Annotated in this window: 16 protein-coding genes; 11 read left to right on the top strand and 5 right to left on the bottom strand. The window is 36.6% G+C overall.

Features of this window, described 5'->3' with window-relative positions:
* Positions 1–9: 9 nt before the first annotated feature.
* Both FC70_RS04630 and FC70_RS04625 read left to right on the top strand, forming a co-directional pair.
* Positions 10–549 (top strand): DUF6287 domain-containing protein, encoded by a 540-nt coding sequence (locus tag FC70_RS04630; protein ID WP_057889830.1) that lies wholly within the window; start codon positions 10–12, stop codon positions 547–549.
* A gap of 27 nt (positions 550–576) precedes the next feature.
* On the top strand, positions 577–1,212 hold the full coding sequence (locus tag FC70_RS04625) for a DUF6287 domain-containing protein (RefSeq protein ID WP_057889829.1): 636 nt from the start codon (positions 577–579) through the stop codon (positions 1,210–1,212).
* 62 nt (positions 1,213–1,274) lie between these two features.
* Here the strand turns inward: FC70_RS04625 and FC70_RS04620 are convergent, their stop codons facing one another.
* Positions 1,275–2,942, bottom strand: a complete 1,668-nt coding sequence (locus tag FC70_RS04620; protein ID WP_083478645.1) for an MFS transporter — start codon at positions 2,940–2,942, stop codon at positions 1,275–1,277.
* A gap of 150 nt (positions 2,943–3,092) precedes the next feature.
* Here FC70_RS04620 and FC70_RS04615 point away from each other — a divergent pair, with 150 nt between their 5' ends.
* Entirely contained in the window at positions 3,093–3,527 is a 435-nt protein-coding gene (locus FC70_RS04615) for a MarR family winged helix-turn-helix transcriptional regulator (protein ID WP_057889828.1), read from the top strand.
* Positions 3,528–3,577: 50 nt separating this feature from the next.
* Here the strand turns inward: FC70_RS04615 and FC70_RS04610 are convergent, their stop codons facing one another.
* The 3 genes from FC70_RS04610 to FC70_RS04600 form a co-directional block, all read right to left on the bottom strand.
* Complete coding sequence (locus FC70_RS04610; protein WP_057889827.1) at positions 3,578–5,230, bottom strand: glycoside hydrolase family 43 protein; 1,653 nt, start codon at positions 5,228–5,230, stop codon at positions 3,578–3,580.
* 19 nt (positions 5,231–5,249) lie between these two features.
* Positions 5,250–6,425 carry a glycoside hydrolase family 5 protein gene (locus FC70_RS04605; protein WP_057889826.1) on the bottom strand — a complete coding sequence of 392 codons (1,176 nt, stop codon included), beginning with the start codon at positions 6,423–6,425 and terminating at the stop codon, positions 5,250–5,252.
* 87 nt (positions 6,426–6,512) lie between these two features.
* The gene (locus FC70_RS04600; protein ID WP_112278647.1) at positions 6,513–7,898 is read right to left on the bottom strand and encodes an MFS transporter; all 1,386 of its coding nucleotides are present in this window, start codon (positions 7,896–7,898) and stop codon (positions 6,513–6,515) included.
* A 184-nt stretch (positions 7,899–8,082) separates the two neighbouring features.
* Between FC70_RS04600 and FC70_RS04595 the strand changes: the two genes are divergently transcribed.
* From FC70_RS04595 to FC70_RS04580, 4 genes are all read left to right on the top strand, one after another.
* Positions 8,083–8,988 carry a helix-turn-helix domain-containing protein gene (locus tag FC70_RS04595; protein ID WP_057889824.1) on the top strand — a complete coding sequence of 302 codons (906 nt, stop codon included), beginning with the start codon at positions 8,083–8,085 and terminating at the stop codon, positions 8,986–8,988.
* A gap of 72 nt (positions 8,989–9,060) precedes the next feature.
* Positions 9,061–10,530 carry a family 43 glycosylhydrolase gene (locus tag FC70_RS04590; RefSeq protein ID WP_057889823.1) on the top strand — a complete coding sequence of 490 codons (1,470 nt, stop codon included), beginning with the start codon at positions 9,061–9,063 and terminating at the stop codon, positions 10,528–10,530.
* A 91-nt stretch (positions 10,531–10,621) separates the two neighbouring features.
* A complete protein-coding gene (locus tag FC70_RS04585) occupies positions 10,622–11,173 on the top strand; it encodes a TetR/AcrR family transcriptional regulator (protein WP_235804073.1) in 552 nt (183 codons plus the stop codon).
* 97 nt (positions 11,174–11,270) lie between these two features.
* A complete protein-coding gene (locus FC70_RS04580) occupies positions 11,271–12,227 on the top strand; it encodes a DUF5692 family protein (protein WP_057889822.1) in 957 nt (318 codons plus the stop codon).
* Between the two features lie 51 nt (positions 12,228–12,278).
* Here the strand turns inward: FC70_RS04580 and FC70_RS04575 are convergent, their stop codons facing one another.
* The gene (locus tag FC70_RS04575; RefSeq protein ID WP_057890282.1) at positions 12,279–13,133 is read right to left on the bottom strand and encodes an agmatine deiminase family protein; all 855 of its coding nucleotides are present in this window, start codon (positions 13,131–13,133) and stop codon (positions 12,279–12,281) included.
* Between the two features lie 217 nt (positions 13,134–13,350).
* Here FC70_RS04575 and FC70_RS04570 point away from each other — a divergent pair, with 217 nt between their 5' ends.
* The 4 genes from FC70_RS04570 to FC70_RS04555 all read left to right on the top strand — a co-directional run bounded on the left by FC70_RS04570 (position 13,351) and on the right by FC70_RS04555 (position 16,921).
* Positions 13,351–13,968, top strand: a complete 618-nt coding sequence (locus FC70_RS04570; protein ID WP_057889821.1) for an HI_0552 family protein — start codon at positions 13,351–13,353, stop codon at positions 13,966–13,968.
* 11 nt (positions 13,969–13,979) lie between these two features.
* Positions 13,980–14,564 carry a uracil-DNA glycosylase family protein gene (locus tag FC70_RS04565; protein WP_057889820.1) on the top strand — a complete coding sequence of 195 codons (585 nt, stop codon included), beginning with the start codon at positions 13,980–13,982 and terminating at the stop codon, positions 14,562–14,564.
* A 202-nt stretch (positions 14,565–14,766) separates the two neighbouring features.
* On the top strand, positions 14,767–15,672 hold the full coding sequence (locus FC70_RS04560; RefSeq protein WP_112278648.1) for a serine hydrolase: 906 nt from the start codon (positions 14,767–14,769) through the stop codon (positions 15,670–15,672).
* Between the two features lie 100 nt (positions 15,673–15,772).
* A complete protein-coding gene (locus tag FC70_RS04555; protein WP_057889818.1) occupies positions 15,773–16,921 on the top strand; it encodes an Mbeg1-like protein in 1,149 nt (382 codons plus the stop codon).
* Positions 16,922–16,939 lie beyond the last annotated feature (18 nt).

The following is a 16,939-nucleotide window of genomic DNA, read 5'->3' as shown; positions in this document are numbered from 1 at the left end:
AACAATTAAATGAAAAAGTTTAAATTAATTGGTTTAATGATGATGTTATTACTATTTATTAGTGGTTGTAATAATCAACAAAAGGAAAGTGAAAAAAGTAATGATAACCGAAATATAAATATCAAAATGAATGTAAATGAAATTGCAAATGGAGATTATAAAAGTCTAAATGGTACTTGGAAAAATGGTAATGGAGAAACAATCAAGGTTAATGATTATCAAATGAAGTTTAGTGATTTTGATATGAGTGACTCAAAAGCTCCAGGAACCATTACAAAATTAAATATGAACGTACCTTCAATGAGTGATAGTAGGTATAAACAAAATTTACGAGTATTATCTGAAGATGGAAAAACAATTATACGAGGAGCCATTATTAGTCCGTATGGGCCAGGTAGTGCTAACTATGAAGTACTATTCATGCCTAGTGGTAAGAATAAAGATTTAAATAATGGTGATAGTACAAAAGATAGAATCATCGCGGAAGGGACACAGAATGATCTTACTGATATAGAAGTAAATAAAATATATTATCGAGTAGCAGAATAGAATTTAAGTAAATATGGAGATGGTAATATGAAAAAGTTTAAATTAATTGGTTTGATTATGATGGCACTATTATTGATTGGTGGTTGTGGTAATCAAAAAGAATCAGCAAAGGATTCAAATTCAACATCATCTACCAAGAAACATAGTTCAAGTAAAGTAAAAGCTAAAAAGACATCATCATCTATACAGTCTGAACAAACCAGTGAAAGCAGTGTGTCAGAAAGTACTACTAGTACAAGCACAGCTACAGCCATGAACTTTGACGAAATTAGTAGTGGTAATTATAGTAGTTTACTTGGTAATTGGAAGATAGCGGCTACTTCCCTTAATCATTATGATGGTAAGGGGAGCACTTGGGATACACCATATGGCACAGAACGTTTGGATGTTACATCTTCACAAATTTCTAATTCTGATCTTACAATGCAAGGAACTAATTTGATTAGTAATGGTGAAACTGGTATTGGCAATGTGAAAGTTGAAGACGGTTATTTAAGTATTGGTGGACAAACGGGGGCAATTAATTGGTCAATACATTTTTATCCTAAAGGAGTTCCAAATGATAATTGGGGTGATGATGTACCAACGTCTATCGATATTAATAAGGATCGAATTTTTATATGGACAAGTAATATGGCTCATACAGAAGTTTTTGAACGTTAAAAAATAGATGTCCTAAGTAGCTTTTGGCTACCTAGAACATCTTTTTTGTATGATTAACTTATTTACACAGTAGTTGCGTTTTTTAGGTACCGTTGGGTCAGGTAATCAGTAATATTGGAACGGGTAATAATTCCGACAATTTGCTGGTTGGCGACAACTGGTACTTTTTTAATTTTAACGGAACTGAGTAGTTTACAGACACTTTCAAATGATGAATTGGCATCAATGGTAATGGATTGGCGAGTACTAATTTCCAAAGCACTAATTGAGGTGAGTGTAGTTAATTTTTGATTGAAATCAGCATCAGCTTGCCACAGGGCAGTGAATAAATCAGTTCCATCAGGAGCAACTTCTGGATATTCAGAAGTTCGAAGGTAGCGTAAAATATCGCCATCACTAATAAAGCCGAGTGGATGTCCAGCTGCATCAACAATTGGCGCACCACTAATATGGTGGTTTGAAAAGTAAATTAAGGCATCTTGAATGTTGGCAGTTTCAGGTAATGTATACACATTTCGTTCCATTTGGGTTTGTAAAACATGATCAGTCGTTGTTGTGCTACCTAGTTGATTCTTTAACTTAAGGTAGTAGCGATCAACGTAAACGGCATAGATAATGCCACCAATTACAAACGATATTGCGGTTAAGGCAAAACCATTGGCAAGCCCAAGTGAAGTTTGGATACTCCCCATTAGGAACGAGCCAATACCGATACCAATATCATAAGATAACATGTAAGTTGCATTGGCAACGCCACGTTTAGGGGCCGGAGTGGTTCCGGTCACAAATGATTGGAAGAGTGGTTGCAGAATTCCGTAACCAAGTCCAAATAAGAAGCCAGCAACTAAGAGATGAACGCTAGTCGTTAGAAAAGCATAACTGGCCATGGTTAACATCAGGAGAGCCAAGCTTAGATAAACTAAACTACGGTGACGACCATTATCAATCATTTTTTGCGTTGAAAATTTTGATAATAACATTCCAAGTACTAAACATATATAAAAGTAGGGAATAGTCGCAGTCAGATTCATTTCCTGTGCGAACAATGAAGAGTACGCGATTACGGCTCCAAATGGCACCATTAAGAACATCATATTTAACATAAATGGTAGTGCTGGTTTATGAATCGTATCTTTAAACGCAAACTTTTGTCGTGTAACTTTTGGATATTTAATCTGACAGGCACAAACACAGATAAAAGCGACCACTGTCATGGCGAAAATAATTAAAAAGGCCGTTTTACTATTAACGTAGTTTTGAACTTGAATCCCGATATAGGGACCAAAGGCCATTCCGATTGAAATGGTTAAAGCAAAGCGGCTGATACCAGCAGTGATATTCGCACGTGGCAACACATCACCAGCTAGGGTCATGGTTGCTGATCCACAAACGGAATAAACAATTCCCATGTATAAGCGGACAAGAACTAGTGCTCCAAAGGTGGGAAAGAGAATGAAGCTTGGAAATGCGAGACAGAAAAGACCAAGAAATAATAAATAGACGTGGTAACGATTAAAGTTATCTAATAGATAACCTGCAATCGGTCTAAAAATAATGGTGGCAATTGACATTGCTGTGAGGACAATCCCGACTTTCATACCGGTAATCCCATGTTGTTGACAATAAATCGGGATAATGGGGATTGAAGCGTAAAAAGCGGCCATCATTAGTAAGTTAGTGATAAAAAGTAAAATAAATTTTTTGTTCCAAATTTTGGTAGTTGTTTCCATAAATATCTGATTCCTCTAATTCTTTAAATTAATAAGGTGGCAATTGCCACTAAAATAATTTAACATATGAATTTTGAGTCGTCAAGAACTAGTTGCAAGAGCCACTATCTTTCGATAGAATAAATGTAAATGATAAGGAGGTAGATAGACATGCCAAATATTATGGATAGTGGCTTTAAAGCCATTTCAATCTTATATCGCAAATCACACATTTGGTTGAATGAAGGCTGTGCTCAGTATTCATTGACTGCCGCTCAAGCATTAGTTATTTCAATCGTTTGTGATTTTGGGATGTTGACGCAAGATGGAATTACTAAACGACTGGGTTTAGATAAAAGTGTTGTAGCTAAAACGGTTTTAAAATTAGAAGAAACCGGTTATATGACCCGCACCAAAAACGCTAAGGATAAGCGAACTTATGATATTCAACCAACCAATAAAGCTTTGGCAGTCTATCCCTCGGTTAAAAAAGAAGTCGATATCTGTTTTCAACGAATGACCGAAACGATGACAACCAGTGGACGTGATGATTTTAAACGATTGTTACTAGTTGCGGCTAACCTAGCTGTGGAATTAGATGATTAAATAAAAAAGCTTATTACTTCTATAAACAGAAGTGATAAGCTTTTTAACATTTAGAAGGGTGCATTAAAATCTTCTTGTTGGATATCCGTTTGATAATCGAAGTAATCAAAACGGGCTTCATGGTTATGATACATTGTATCGCAAGCAAACAAACCAATAAATGCCCCGGTGAATTCACCGAATTTACAGTACTCATCGGAATATTTAGATAAATCAAAATCAGGCCCAATGCGGGTGAAATTTTGATCATCTGAAGCATACTCAAAGTATAAGTGACGGTTATTAATTTGGACACGAAGCGTCACATCACCATCACAAGCCGTACGAGTATCTAGCATCTCATGACGATCACCATTTTCAAGCTGAATAATGGAAATGGCTGGTGATTGCAAGGTTTCACTATAGTATTTACGTAGTGATACATAGTTCATATTGTCATAGTAAACAACAAGCCCGGCGCTGTGTTGATAAATTTCTGGATCAAATTTCATCCGAGTAGTTGCGGTCCCAGTGATTGAAGTCATTTTTTGTGCTAAAAGCGAGACTTTATTGAGTGACGAAAGCGATTCTTGGCCTCTAAGAATTAATTCGTGTTGCTGATTATGAACTGTAGCAAAACTCGACGGCATCATGCGAGGAGCGTAATAATAAATTCGGAGGTCCTTATCAAAATTATCTCGCGTAGTTGGGGTAGTGAAAGGATGTTCAACTAGCGAAGGTGGTGTAACCGAAACTTTTGCAAAGTTACTGCCATCTTTCATCCGTAACCAACCATCTGCGGTCCATTCCATTTGTTGGATGGCGGTTTCTCTACCTAAAGTACAACGAAGTTCTGGAGTAAAAGGCCGACCGGTTAGATGGAACAGGTAAGTTTCGCCGTTAGGAAGATCAACATAGCTACCGTGACCTGATTTTTGCAGGACCGATTCAGGATTATAATACTTAGGTTTTAAGTGATCGGAATCTTTACGTTCATTAAAATCACCCGGAGAAGAAGTCACGATTGGATTTTTAGGATCGCCTTCGTAAGGACCAAAGACGTTTTTAGAGCGGGCCATGGTGACGGAATGACCGTAGCCAGTCCCGCCTTCTGCACACATTAAATAGTAATAGCCATTTTTCTTGGTTAAATGTGGGGCTTCGATGCAACCACGATTAGTCCCGCCAGACCAGATTTTTTGAGGATAGCCAATCATTTTTTGCGTGTGAGAATCATATTCAGCAACGGAAATAAATCCTGGCTTTTCATAGCCGTCGCGATTTTCCCATTCAAGCGAAACGATATATTTTTTATCATCATCGTCATTCAAAAGTGAGGCATCAAATCCGGATGAATGAAGATAAACTGGCTCACTCCAAGGACCGTTGATATTTTCAGCAGAAATAATGTAATTGTCGACATCGAAATAACGAGCATTCATGGAATTCATAACGCCATAGACTACAAAGAAACGATTATCAGCTTCGGAATAAGTAAGGCAAGGGGCCCAAATTCCCTTTGCTGAGGGCAGCTTCTTTAAATCCGGAGCATTTGTTTCAGTTAAAACATGGGTATAAAGTTCCCAATTTTGTAAATCCTTTGAGTGATAGATAGGAATTCCGGGCAACCATTCAAAGGTTGAAACGGCGACATAATAGTCCTCACCTTTTCTGACCACAGATGGATCTGGATTAAATCCACGTAAGACAGGGTTTGTAATCATAGTTAAACTCCATTTTGAATTATTTTTTTAATAGTTCAGTGGGGAACCAATCTTGAGAAATAGCGCGTCCAAGATCCCAACAATCCCAACCGTACCAACCTTGTTCATTAGCGGTATCGATCAATGTTTTATAGTTCCAGTAGAAATGACCATCTAATTGATTCCAAGCATTCATTTGAATTTCTGAAAGAGCTTGATAAATTTCTTTAGCTTTTTCTTTACTTAGTTCCTTGACTTCAGTTTGTCCAGTTTGAAGAACGTTTTGTCCACCATTGGTATCGCCACCAGCAGCCAATGAGTTAAACAGTGACCACTCACCAGTCACAACTGGCACGTTTGCTTTGGCTTTTTTAATTTTGGGAAGCAGGGTATCTTCAATATAACCACGATAACCTTCAACACTTTGTTCAATTCCAAAGGCTTCACCAACCATTAAATATTGGTGGGTGTCTAAAATAATATTATCGTATTGCCGACGAGCGATGAATTTTTCAAACTCTAAAATTTCAAAGCCATCATGATAAACAATATATTTGTCATCTGCTAACTTTGGCTTGATAACATCATAAGCGCGATCGTAGAAGTCGAATAGAAATTCGAGTGACATCGGTTGACTACCAGCTGCCATTTCAGCATCACGAGCTGGATAACGTTCTTGGATATTAAGTAATTCCCAAACGCGAGTGGTCATTGGTTCGTTGATAACCTCAATCCCAAATAATCCAGTTCTGTGACCATAACGATCAGCTAAACGTTCGAGGACGGATAGGACAAAATCGACTTCGTCTGGCATCGTTGACCACTTACAGACACCAGAAAGCCCACCATTGTCTAATCCATTTTGACTGAAAGGCACAGTGTGCAAATCAATTAAAATTTTGATACCGTATTTTTCAGCCCAACCAAATGCGTTGTCTAGTTCATTGATGCAACCAATGAACGGTTCACGATCACCAAAAATAAAATATGGAATGGGAATCCGGACGGTATTGATATTCCATGACGCCATTTGCATGAAATCGCGTTCAGTAATGTATTCAGCCCGGTGAATTCTCATCCGTTCTTTATAAGCAGTTTTTTCTAAGTCATGAGCTAAGTAGTATTCATCCTCAGCTTCAGTCCCTTCAAAAATCGTTGGGTTCATCCATTTTTCTAAAACTAACCAGTTACCTAAATTAACACCATTAATTTTCATGATTAAATCTCCTGTTACATTTAATTTGTTTTCATATAAAAGACAATCTCTATTAAAAAAGGCTCTTCGTTAGAAGAGCTTTTTTAATTATTCCGCGTTTTTAGCTCGATTACGTTCATTTAAGTCTTTCATGATTTGTGGATAAATTTTATCTAAATCGTAGAAGCAAAGTAAGATAACTTGAACGATACTTAATCCTAATGGAAGCCAGATATATAGGAATTCAATTCCTTGTATTGCGTGAGCTGTTTGGGTAACGGCACCACTGTGATAGCCAAAGTATGCAAGTCCCCAACCAACAATGGCAGTTGCTAATCCAGTACCAACTTTTAAGCCAAAGCTAGCAGCACTGAAAATTAGGCCTTCGGTACGCACACCAGATTTCCATTCACCATATTCAACTGTATCGGCTAAGAAGGCAAATGATCCAGCACCTAACATACCACCACCGACACCAAGAATGACACTGGCAATTAATACAACAATTGGACTGGTCATATCAATGACCATTACTAATTTACCGATTACAGAGATAATCGAACCAGCCATTACGACATTCTTTTTACCGTATCGTTTTACAAGTGGAGCACAGACAACCGCAAGCACCAGGACACTTGGAATCCGCGATGCGATTGAGATAATTCCAAGGAATTCGGCATTTTTCATGATATAAGTCGTGAAGTATAAGGCAACACTTCCACCGATTCCCATGTTTAAGAAGGCAGTTACAAGTAATAAGACGATAATAACCCAATATTTATTGGTGAAAAGAGCCTTAAAGCCTATTTTAAAAGGAACTTCTTCTTTTTTTACGGTTGCTTCAGTAACCCGTTCCTTAGTTGAATAGAAAGTGTAGAAGAATAAGATTGTTGCAATAACACCAAAGATTGTAAATGTAATGAACCAACCCATGCGGCCATTTCCAAATATTTTAACCATTGGTAATACAACGTTCATAACTAATAATGTACAGATAGTAGAAAGAATGGTGTTAAATATTTGTAGCACCGAACGTTCATATTGACTTTTTGTTACCAAGGCACTCAATGTACTTAATGGAATATTAAGTGCTGTATAAATCAAGTTAACAATAACGTAAGTAACTGTTGCGTAGATAAATGAACCAGTTGCACCTAAATCTGGCACCGAGAATAAAAGCATAGAACTTATTCCAAATGGAATAGCTAACCATTTTACCCAAGGTCGAGCTTTACCATATTTGGAATGCGTACGGTCAACGACCATTCCCATTCCAATATCGGCTCCACCATCTAAAAGGCGGACAAATAACATCATGGTACTTAAGAGTGCGGCAGAGAGACCAATAACATCCGTATAGTAAAATAAGATGTAAGAACTCATAGAACTCCATACTAAGTTGGTAGCAAAACCGGCTATTCCGATACCCATACGTTCTTTGAAGGCTAGAGTAACTTCTAAATCCTCAGTTGCTTGAACTTTTTGACTATCCATAATCAATTCTCCTTAAATAAATTTTGTAAGGCTTCAATTGTTATTCAAAATAAATAATGATGTATAATAACTAAAAGTAGCAATGAAAGCCCTTTCTATTACAAAAAATATTATAGCGCTTACAATTCCGGAAATGAATGGCCTAAACACACGAAAATTTACCATAATCCAAGGAGATCGCAAAATGAGTGAACTAATTGAAATTAAACAGTTACCAATTGTGGATTCTAATATTCATTTTTTTGGTGTCCATGTTCAAACAGTTCCTTCAAAGTGGCGTTATAAAGAAGAAGCTCATCATGCTTTTGAAATAAATTATGTTTTGAAAGGTAAGCAACGCACCGTAATTGGTGGGGAACATATGGATTGTGAAGCAGGATCATTTTTAGTGATTCCACCAGGGATTCGGCATACTAATGAAAATATTGGCTCGGGTGTATTGACTTATTTTTGCATGCACATTGATATTAATGAACCGTTATTACGTGCTAAAATGATGCGAAATGTTAAGACTATTTATCAAAAAGGCTCGATTTATTATGATGAATTAACTTTTAAAATGGACCAAATAAGATCGTTACTTAAGTACGAATCCTTTTCAATTGTTGAAAAATTACAAGCACAAATCTATGTATTAGAGTTATTGAAGACTTTTGCAGAGATGCTGGATTCTGAAAAAGATTCGAACGATTTAAGTAACACTGAAATTACGTATGCTCGTGAAATTTCCAGTGCAATCAAATGGGAATTTAAACGATATTCATTAGAGAATGACGAAATGATTAATCCAATCCGCATTCAAAAATTAATCGGTAACTTAGGGATTAGCCCTGGTCATGGATTGGAAATTTTTAAAAAAGTTTATGATATTTCACCACAGGAATATTTGATATCTTTGAAGTTTGACGAGGCCAAGGCATTGTTAAAACGTAAAGATTTATCGATTTTACAAATCGCCAATCGATGTGGTTATAAAAATATTTCGCACTTCAGTCGCCAATTTAAACTCTGGAGCGGGATGAATCCATCTCAGTATCGACAAGAAAAAGAAAAAATATGGGAAGCGCTTGCATTTGAAAAAATGATGTAATACTATGTTTGCAGTTAGTTAATTTGCAAACTATCTTTTTAAGTGGAATGAAGTAAAAGGAGAAACTTCTTTATGAAAAATCAAGTTTTCAACCCGTATTTACCGTTGTATGAATACATTCCAGATGGCGAACCTCGCGTTTTCGGTGATCGACTCTACGTTTATGGCAGTCATGATCGTTTCGGCTCCAAAGATTATTGTATGAATGATTATGCTTGTTATTCTGCCCCACTAGATGATCTTTCACAGTGGCGTTTTGATGGCTATATTTATCAAAAAAGCCAAGAACCTTTAAATGCTGATGCAGATAAAATACATTCGATGTATGCACCTGATGTAGTCCAAGGTAAAGATGGACGATACTATCTTTATTATGGACTAGGCGATTTTATTAACCATGTTTCAGTTGCAGTTTGTGATGAACCAGCTGGTAAGTTTGAATATTATGGAGCGGTTAGTTATGAAGATGGCACTCCAATTGGCGATCGTGATGGGGATGAATATCATTTTGATCCCGGTGTATTAGTCGACGATAATAAGATATGGTTATATACCGGATTTTCACCGGATAGTAATTTTATCGATTATGTGACCGCCCATTTTGATAATTTGAAAACAAATTTCAATGGTCAAGGGAGCAACGTATTAGAACTAGCCGACGACATGAAGACGGTTATTTCAGAATCCAAAAAATTAGTTCCCGGTTGGGTAAATAGTGAAGGAACTGGCTATGAAAATCATGAATTTTTTGAAGCCAGTTCGATTAGAAAAATCGACGATCGTTATTATTTTATTTACTCATCTAAAAATAACCATGAATTATGTTATGCCGTCAGTGATTATCCAGATCACGGCTTTGTTTATGCGGGTATCTTGCATTCAAATGGAGACATTGGTTATAAGGGTAATACTGAAGCTAAAACCTACTGGGGAAATAATCATGGTTCGCTGGTTAATGTTAAAGGACAATATTATATCTTTGGTCATCGTCAAACTGGCTATACAGAGTATTCTCGCCAAGGTGTTGCCGAAAAAATTGAGCGTCGAGCAGATGGCCTGTTTGATATGGCAGAATTAACTAGTTGTGGTTTAAATGATGGTCCATTAAGAGGAACCGGTTATTATGATGCTGGAATTGCTTGTAATCTTTGGAGTAAAACGGGGGCTGCCAAAGCATTTGATTTAACGTTCTTTGGTGGCACCGAAGATCACCCTTGTATTACGCAAAGTGGCGAAGATCGAGAAGGTCATGCCGATCAGTATATTACTAATCTGCAGGCAGGCTCGGTTGCCGGATTCAAATATTTTGATTTGGTATCACCAACCACAATTGAAGTTGAAGTCCGTGGTAATGGTACCGGCAAAATGCTTGTTAGAACGAGTGAAACCGGAGCATCAGTTGCGGAAATTTCATTATCTGCCAAGGAAGATTGGCATAATGAACAAGCAAGCTTTGATCAACTTATTGAAGGTGTAAAACCTTTGTATTTTGAATATCAAGGTGATGAAACGATTGAATTCCGTGGCTTTACATTAAAATAAATGAACTAGTTGATGCATGATGATTTTAAATCATTAAAGTATCAACTTTTTTGTTTGAACATGGTAGGATGATGTTATAGATTAAGACGAGGTGACTAACATCGCTACAAAACAGCATTTAGCGAATACGCTCAAAAATTTAATGGACACGACGCCAGTCGATCAGATTACGGTTAATCAATTAACCACTCAAGCCAATGTGGCCCGCAATACTTTTTATTATCATTTTGCCGATATTAACGAACTAGTGGCCTGGATTTATAATCGTGAAATTGTTACGCAATTAGACGCATATCGACAAGGTCAGGACTGGCTTGATGGCTTAGATTTATTGGTGACCTACATTGAAACTAATCGTCACTTTTGTTTAAATACCTTTCATTCCATCAATCGTGATCTATTGAGTCGCTTTTTATATCGAGTAGCTTTTAACATGGTAGCCGGAGTTGTAACTGATTTAAAAGCTGACTGTTCACCAACTTTAAAAGATGAAATCGCTAATTTTTATGGGTGGTCATTAACTACGCAGATGACCCAGTGGTTGGTGACTAATCTGGAAGAACCTAAGCAGGAATTTTATCAGAGAATGCAACGAATGTTGAACGGCACAATTTTACAAGTCTTACATCAAAACGCTGAATAATTTGGACAAATGCGTCGAAGTGTCCATAGTTTGTGAACTAGAATACAGGTATATTGTAGTTGTAGGTGAACTGCAATTATTCTAGGAGGCGAGTAGGATGTTTTTATTTCAACAGATTTCAGCAATGGATTGGTTAATGTGGATATTAGTTGTCGCAGCATTGATGTTATTAAATGAAGCAGCGCGAGCTAACAAATGGGTAGCGTTGATTTTATTTATTGGAGTACCAATTATTTTAACGTTCTTTATTTGGCCAACCACAGCGGGACCGGATAGTAGTACCGGGACATGGTTCCACTGGGTCAAAGTGTATTCTGCTTTAGCAGGTTGTCTTGGCTTTTTGGCATTGCGTTTCATTCCAAAATTACAAGCCAACAAGTGGGCGTTGATTTTCCCACCAGCTATTTTAGCATTTAACATTATGGAAGCCGTAATTCGGGACTTCCAAGTGTCAGGATTACACGGTTTAGTTGATGGTGTGGTCATGAATGGTGGCGCTTGGAATATTATGAACGGAATTGCCGGAATCATCAATATCATCACGATTTCTGGTTGGTTTGGTATCATGATTAGTCATGATAAACAAAAAGATATGATTTGGCCTGACCAAATTTGGCCTTGGATTATCGCATATGATGTTTGGAACTTTGCCTATGTATATAATTGTGTTGGCGATCATTCATTCTATGCGGGAGCTGCTTTATTGGTGTCATGTACTTTGGCAGCATTCTTCGTTAAAAAAGGAAGCTGGCTTCAAGCCCGTGCGCAAACATTGGCATTTTGGATGATGTTCACTATGAGCTATCCAACCTTTGTGACTGATTCAGCCTTTGCGGTTAAGAGTAGTCATAGTAGTGCAGCGTTGATGACGGTTAGTAGCATTGCGCTCTTAATTAACGTCGCAGTATTGGTTCTACACATTTACCGCACCGTTAAATATCGTCGTAATGTTTTAACTGACGACATTTATGCTGGAACCGTGGCTCATGATCAAGTAATTGCGGATAATACCCCAATTGAGCAACAACCAACTGATTTAAACTTAAAAAAATAACATAACTAAAGACGATTGCATAGCTCATAAATTGAGTTAACAATCGTTTTTTTATTTAGGCAATAATTCTTTCGGACAATACCAGGTTAAACAATTAACGGAACCACCTAAAGTTGATAGTTTACTTACGTTAACTGGATGTATCTGCTTATCAGTATATTGACGGACAAGTTTGAGGGCATCTTTATCTTGTCTCAATCCATATTGAGGTACATAAATAGCATGTTTTGTTTCCATCATATTAATATACAAACCTTTGGCAGATGGGATTTGTTCGTCATATTGTCCCGACTCTTGATAATTAGAAATTAAATCAAGAATTTTTACTTGTGGCATAGCGACTTTAATTTGTTTTTTAACCGCAATGTTCCCTTCAAAATTGCCCATGAATAATACGTTCGGCTGAATAAAATGAACTTGTCCATCTGCGTGACCTAGAACATCACCCGGTTCTGGATTAATTAAAATTATTTTTGATACCTGTAGAACTGACTTTAGTTCATCGATAAGGTCGGCTTTTGTATATTTTGGATTTTCAGATAAAACTTTAGTAGTCATAATGACGGTATCTTCACCATTGTAAATAAAATTACCACCATCTAAAACGATGTTTGAAGTAGTGTAGTTAAATTGGTTACTATCTAACCACTTCCTAAATTCAGCATCGATTTTATGACTTTGACGGTTGGGTAAATAGTCAGGTGAATATTTGAATTTAACTAACCTGCTTGTCGCAACGGGTGCTACATCTCGAATCCAAATATCACCATAAGGGACTACCTGACTTTTTAAACTAAACTGTAACTTTTTAATATCAAACTTAAATGGTTGATAGTAATCATCATTAGCATTTGGTATTCCGGTATAAATCTTTCCATCGGCATGGTTATTTTTTGAAAATATCATGATCAGTCCACTTAACATCATTAAAATGATAACTAATTTTTTAATAACGTTCACTCCTTTCTGTGGTCTATGTCATTATAGATGACGCTTTTTTTATAATAATATATAAAAAATATAAAGCGGTGGTTGTGGGATAAATTGGGGATTGACAGAGTTAGTTATAATTATTAATTAATTTTTGTTATACTTTTCCTATTAACGAAATCAGGTGAGAGTATTGAAGATTAATCAATGGCCATTAATTTTTCAACGTGATGTTTTTTCATTCAAAGTTCTGAAACAAGAGTTAACATCGAACGAAATTGATGAAATTAAATTACAATACAAACAAGTTTGGAATGACTGGAAAACGGTTAATCTACAAACGGCATTGAGTTTAGACTTAGGCAAGCCCAAGATTGAAAGCTGGACGAATGGCTGGAAGATTCGGGATCATTTTTGGACCTGTTATCGAATAGGTGATGTGAATCCATGTATTGGAATCTTAGTGAATCGCCAACAACTACAAGTATATTTGATGTATCAAAATTATAAGAGTGAAACGCGATCAATCACTGAAACTGAATATCAAGCTGCGCTGCAATCTGGCTTATCGAAATGGAGTGCCAGTGTTAATAAACCAGATTATTTTGTTTGGCATAATACTGATGATGAATTTAAACTACATCCAAAGTTAGCTGATTATTTAAAACAGCGTGATGACGAAACCGTTATGATTGGTAAAATATGGCAATTTCCGATAGCCGATAGCTTTGATTATCAGACTGAAGTTTCTAAAGCAATCAAGGAACTATTACCACTTTATCAAGCTGTTTTAGCAGAGTATCAATTGTAAGGAGTCTAATTATGAATCAATTTGATCAAATATTTGAAAATATTAAACAGGATGAACAGAATCAACCCTTTACTGAACAAGGAATTGAACCGTTATACTATGCGGGCGAAAATGCCCGAATTAATATTATTGGACAAGCACCAGGGCGAAAAGCACAAGACACTAAAATTTTTTGGAACGATGCCAGTGGTGTGAGATTACGTGATTGGATGGGAGTGTCGGATGATGTATTTTATCATTCCGGTAAAATTGCGGTTATCCCACTAGATTTTTACTATCCCGGTAAAGGTAAGAGTGGTGATTTACCACCGCGTAAAGGCTTTGCTGAAAAATGGCATCAACCATTACTAGACTTAATGCCAAATATTGAATTAACCATTTTGGTAGGTAATTATGCACAACGCTATTATTTAGAGCTAAATTCTAAAGATACATTAACTCAAACGGTTAAAGACTATCAAAAGTATTTACCATACTTCTTTCCAATTGTTCATCCGTCACCACTTAATTATCGCTGGTTGAAGAAGAATCCGTGGTATGAAGAATCGGTTGTCCCAGATTTAAAAGAGCGCGTGGCAATGATTTTAAATAAATAAACTGAATAACCCAAAGTTTCCATACTTATACACTAAAAAGATTATTATGTATATGATCAACGCTTGTGATATACAGATAACCATAAAAAAGTCATAATTTCTTCCTGAAATTATGGTTTTTTTGTACCGATTAATCCATATTATCTTTGATACGATATGCGTTATGAAAAAGACAGAGCGGAAATTTATAAAACTTATCATAATGCTAGTTGGTCTTGGGTTAATTGTCATTGCTGGCTATACCTATGTGCATACGACCAATGCACAAACAACTAGTGATGAGACCAAACAAAAAAATACTGAAGTTGCCAAACGGCAAAAAATTATTAAAGAAAATTTGACTAACTATTTAAAAACGGTCACAGATGATGGCACTGTGAGTGTTAGCTTCTACAATTTGGGAGCAACAAGTGGAAGTACCGCCGCTAAAAGCAAGTATGCGGATGTTTATCAAAAAGGTGAATTAGAAGTTGAATCAAATGCGCATACTGCCCAAACGGCAGCGAGCACCTATAAGTTGTTCATTACCGCTTACTTAATGGAACAAAAATTAAATGGTAATTTTACGTGGAACACGACCAATGAAGATGGGTTTTACCGGATGATTGTTAACAGTGAAAATGATTACGCAGAAGAGCAATTAGCTAGCTATGGAATGGATAAACTGAACGCTTTTATTACTAAACAAGGTTGGTATTCACCAGTTTTCCAAGACGGTGTTTCCGCGCAAACGACAAGTTATAGTTTGCAATTATTGCTACAGGACTTGGCAGAAGGGACGGGTTCATTTACTAATGCGAGTGATCAAGCTAAAATTCTAAAATTAATGGGTAAACAAATCTATCGAACTGGAATTCCGACTGGGGTTGCTGAAGCTGATAAAGGAACTACAGTAACCGATAAAGTGGGCTTTTTAGATGATACTAATAATGATGCCGCAATTGTTACGATGCCAAATGGGCAAAAATATATTTTAGTCATTATGACACATGGACATAGTCAAACTGGCTTCAGTGGTTTTCCTAAGATTGCCAAAATCGCTAAAAAAGTTCAACAAATTGTTTATGGCGATGATGCTGGAACTAAGGTCGAAACGTATACCGATTAATTAGGTTCAAACAACTTTCGTTCAATTGAATTGCGATAGTTCGTGTAATATAATTCAATTAAATAGTACAAAGATATGTACGAATGAAAGGTGACGGATCATGACCATGATTGATTATGTAATCGAGTTTGGTGAGCATTCATTTGAAGATAGTGAGCTAAATGATATTGATGCCACGATTTTGTCTCAACTAGCGTACCTTGATTTTGGTTATCTGCAACGTGAAGGCGTTACAAAAATTGATGATTTGAGTACCCAACAAATTCAAATTGCTGTGGAAGCGACTTGGAAGGCCCAACAAAATGCTGAATTGCTATATGCGATGAAACGGAGTGCACGATTTAATTCGGTTAGTTGGCATGATTGGGTGGAGTCAAAGAATATTGAAGCTGAAGAACAGTTCAGTGCAGTTACTTTTGAATTAAATCAAGAGACCAGATTTATTTCATATCGAGGAACAACTGCGACACTAACAGATTGGAAAGAAGATTTTAACATGACTTTTATGACTAAAATTCCTTCTCAAGTCGCAGCATTAAAATATTATAAAAAAAGGCAACAAGTTGCACCAGGCAATTACTATTTAGGCGGTCACTCTAAAGGGGGAAATTTAGCGATTTATACCTTGGTTCATAGTCAAATTAATGATCAAAAGTCTGTTGTGGCGGCATATAGTATTGATGGCCCCGGGTTAAATGATCAGATTCCGGCAACAAACCTAAAACAAATTCGTAAAATTATTCCAGAATCTTCTGTAATTGGATTACTACTTGAACCAGATACCAATTACAAAGTGGTTAAATCAGATGCCTTTGGCTTTAATCAACATGATCCGCATTCTTGGCAAACACGCGGAAATGAATTTATATTAACCGCAACCACGTCGACTTTTTCACAATATACCCAAGTGTCGATTGCTAAATGGTTAGAAAGCTTGGATGAAGCCACTAAAGGTGAATTTTTGGATTCAGTATTTGCAGTCATTAAAGCAGCTAATGTTGATAATTTGGGTGAGCTAGCTGCTAATTGGCCAGCCAATTTAAAAATCATTTTAAGTGCAGTTTTTGCAACAGATGAAGATACGCGAAAACGCTGGAAAGCGGTTAGCAATAAATTGCGGGTCATCATGAAACAAGAGGCTAAAGAACGATTGTCACAACGTTTTTCAAGAACATCAGTCTTATCGAAACCAGATGCAGCCACATCAATTATTAGTCGATATCAAAAAAAGTCTGATCACTTGAATTAATTAGTTTCAAGTCAAGGT

It is taken from the genome of Paucilactobacillus oligofermentans DSM 15707 = LMG 22743 (assembly GCF_001434315.1).
Taxonomy (GTDB): domain Bacteria; phylum Bacillota; class Bacilli; order Lactobacillales; family Lactobacillaceae; genus Paucilactobacillus; species Paucilactobacillus oligofermentans.
This window is presented reverse-complemented; position numbering and strand designations above follow the sequence as displayed.

Bases quoted from the DNA above. Each gene is read 5' to 3' on its own strand.
- FC70_RS04620 (WP_083478645.1), bottom strand. From the start codon at position 2,942: ATGGAAACAACTACCAAAATTTGGAACAAAAAATTTATTTTACTTTTT.
- FC70_RS04565 (WP_057889820.1), top strand. From the start codon at position 13,980: ATGAATCAATTTGATCAAATATTTGAAAATATTAAACAGGATGAACAG.
- FC70_RS04610 (WP_057889827.1), bottom strand. From the start codon at position 5,230: ATGATTACAAACCCTGTCTTACGTGGATTTAATCCAGATCCATCTGTG.
- FC70_RS04555 (WP_057889818.1), top strand. From the start codon at position 15,773: ATGACCATGATTGATTATGTAATCGAGTTTGGTGAGCATTCATTTGAA.
- FC70_RS04595 (WP_057889824.1), top strand. From the start codon at position 8,083: ATGAGTGAACTAATTGAAATTAAACAGTTACCAATTGTGGATTCTAAT.
- FC70_RS04560 (WP_112278648.1), top strand. From the start codon at position 14,767: ATGCTAGTTGGTCTTGGGTTAATTGTCATTGCTGGCTATACCTATGTG.
- FC70_RS04615 (WP_057889828.1), top strand. From the start codon at position 3,093: ATGCCAAATATTATGGATAGTGGCTTTAAAGCCATTTCAATCTTATAT.
- FC70_RS04630 (WP_057889830.1), top strand. From the start codon at position 10: ATGAAAAAGTTTAAATTAATTGGTTTAATGATGATGTTATTACTATTT.
- FC70_RS04625 (WP_057889829.1), top strand. From the start codon at position 577: ATGAAAAAGTTTAAATTAATTGGTTTGATTATGATGGCACTATTATTG.
- FC70_RS04605 (WP_057889826.1), bottom strand. From the start codon at position 6,425: ATGAAAATTAATGGTGTTAATTTAGGTAACTGGTTAGTTTTAGAAAAA.
- FC70_RS04590 (WP_057889823.1), top strand. From the start codon at position 9,061: ATGAAAAATCAAGTTTTCAACCCGTATTTACCGTTGTATGAATACATT.
- FC70_RS04600 (WP_112278647.1), bottom strand. From the start codon at position 7,898: ATGGATAGTCAAAAAGTTCAAGCAACTGAGGATTTAGAAGTTACTCTA.
- FC70_RS04575 (WP_057890282.1), bottom strand. From the start codon at position 13,133: ATGATATTTTCAAAAAATAACCATGCCGATGGAAAGATTTATACCGGA.
- FC70_RS04580 (WP_057889822.1), top strand. From the start codon at position 11,271: ATGTTTTTATTTCAACAGATTTCAGCAATGGATTGGTTAATGTGGATA.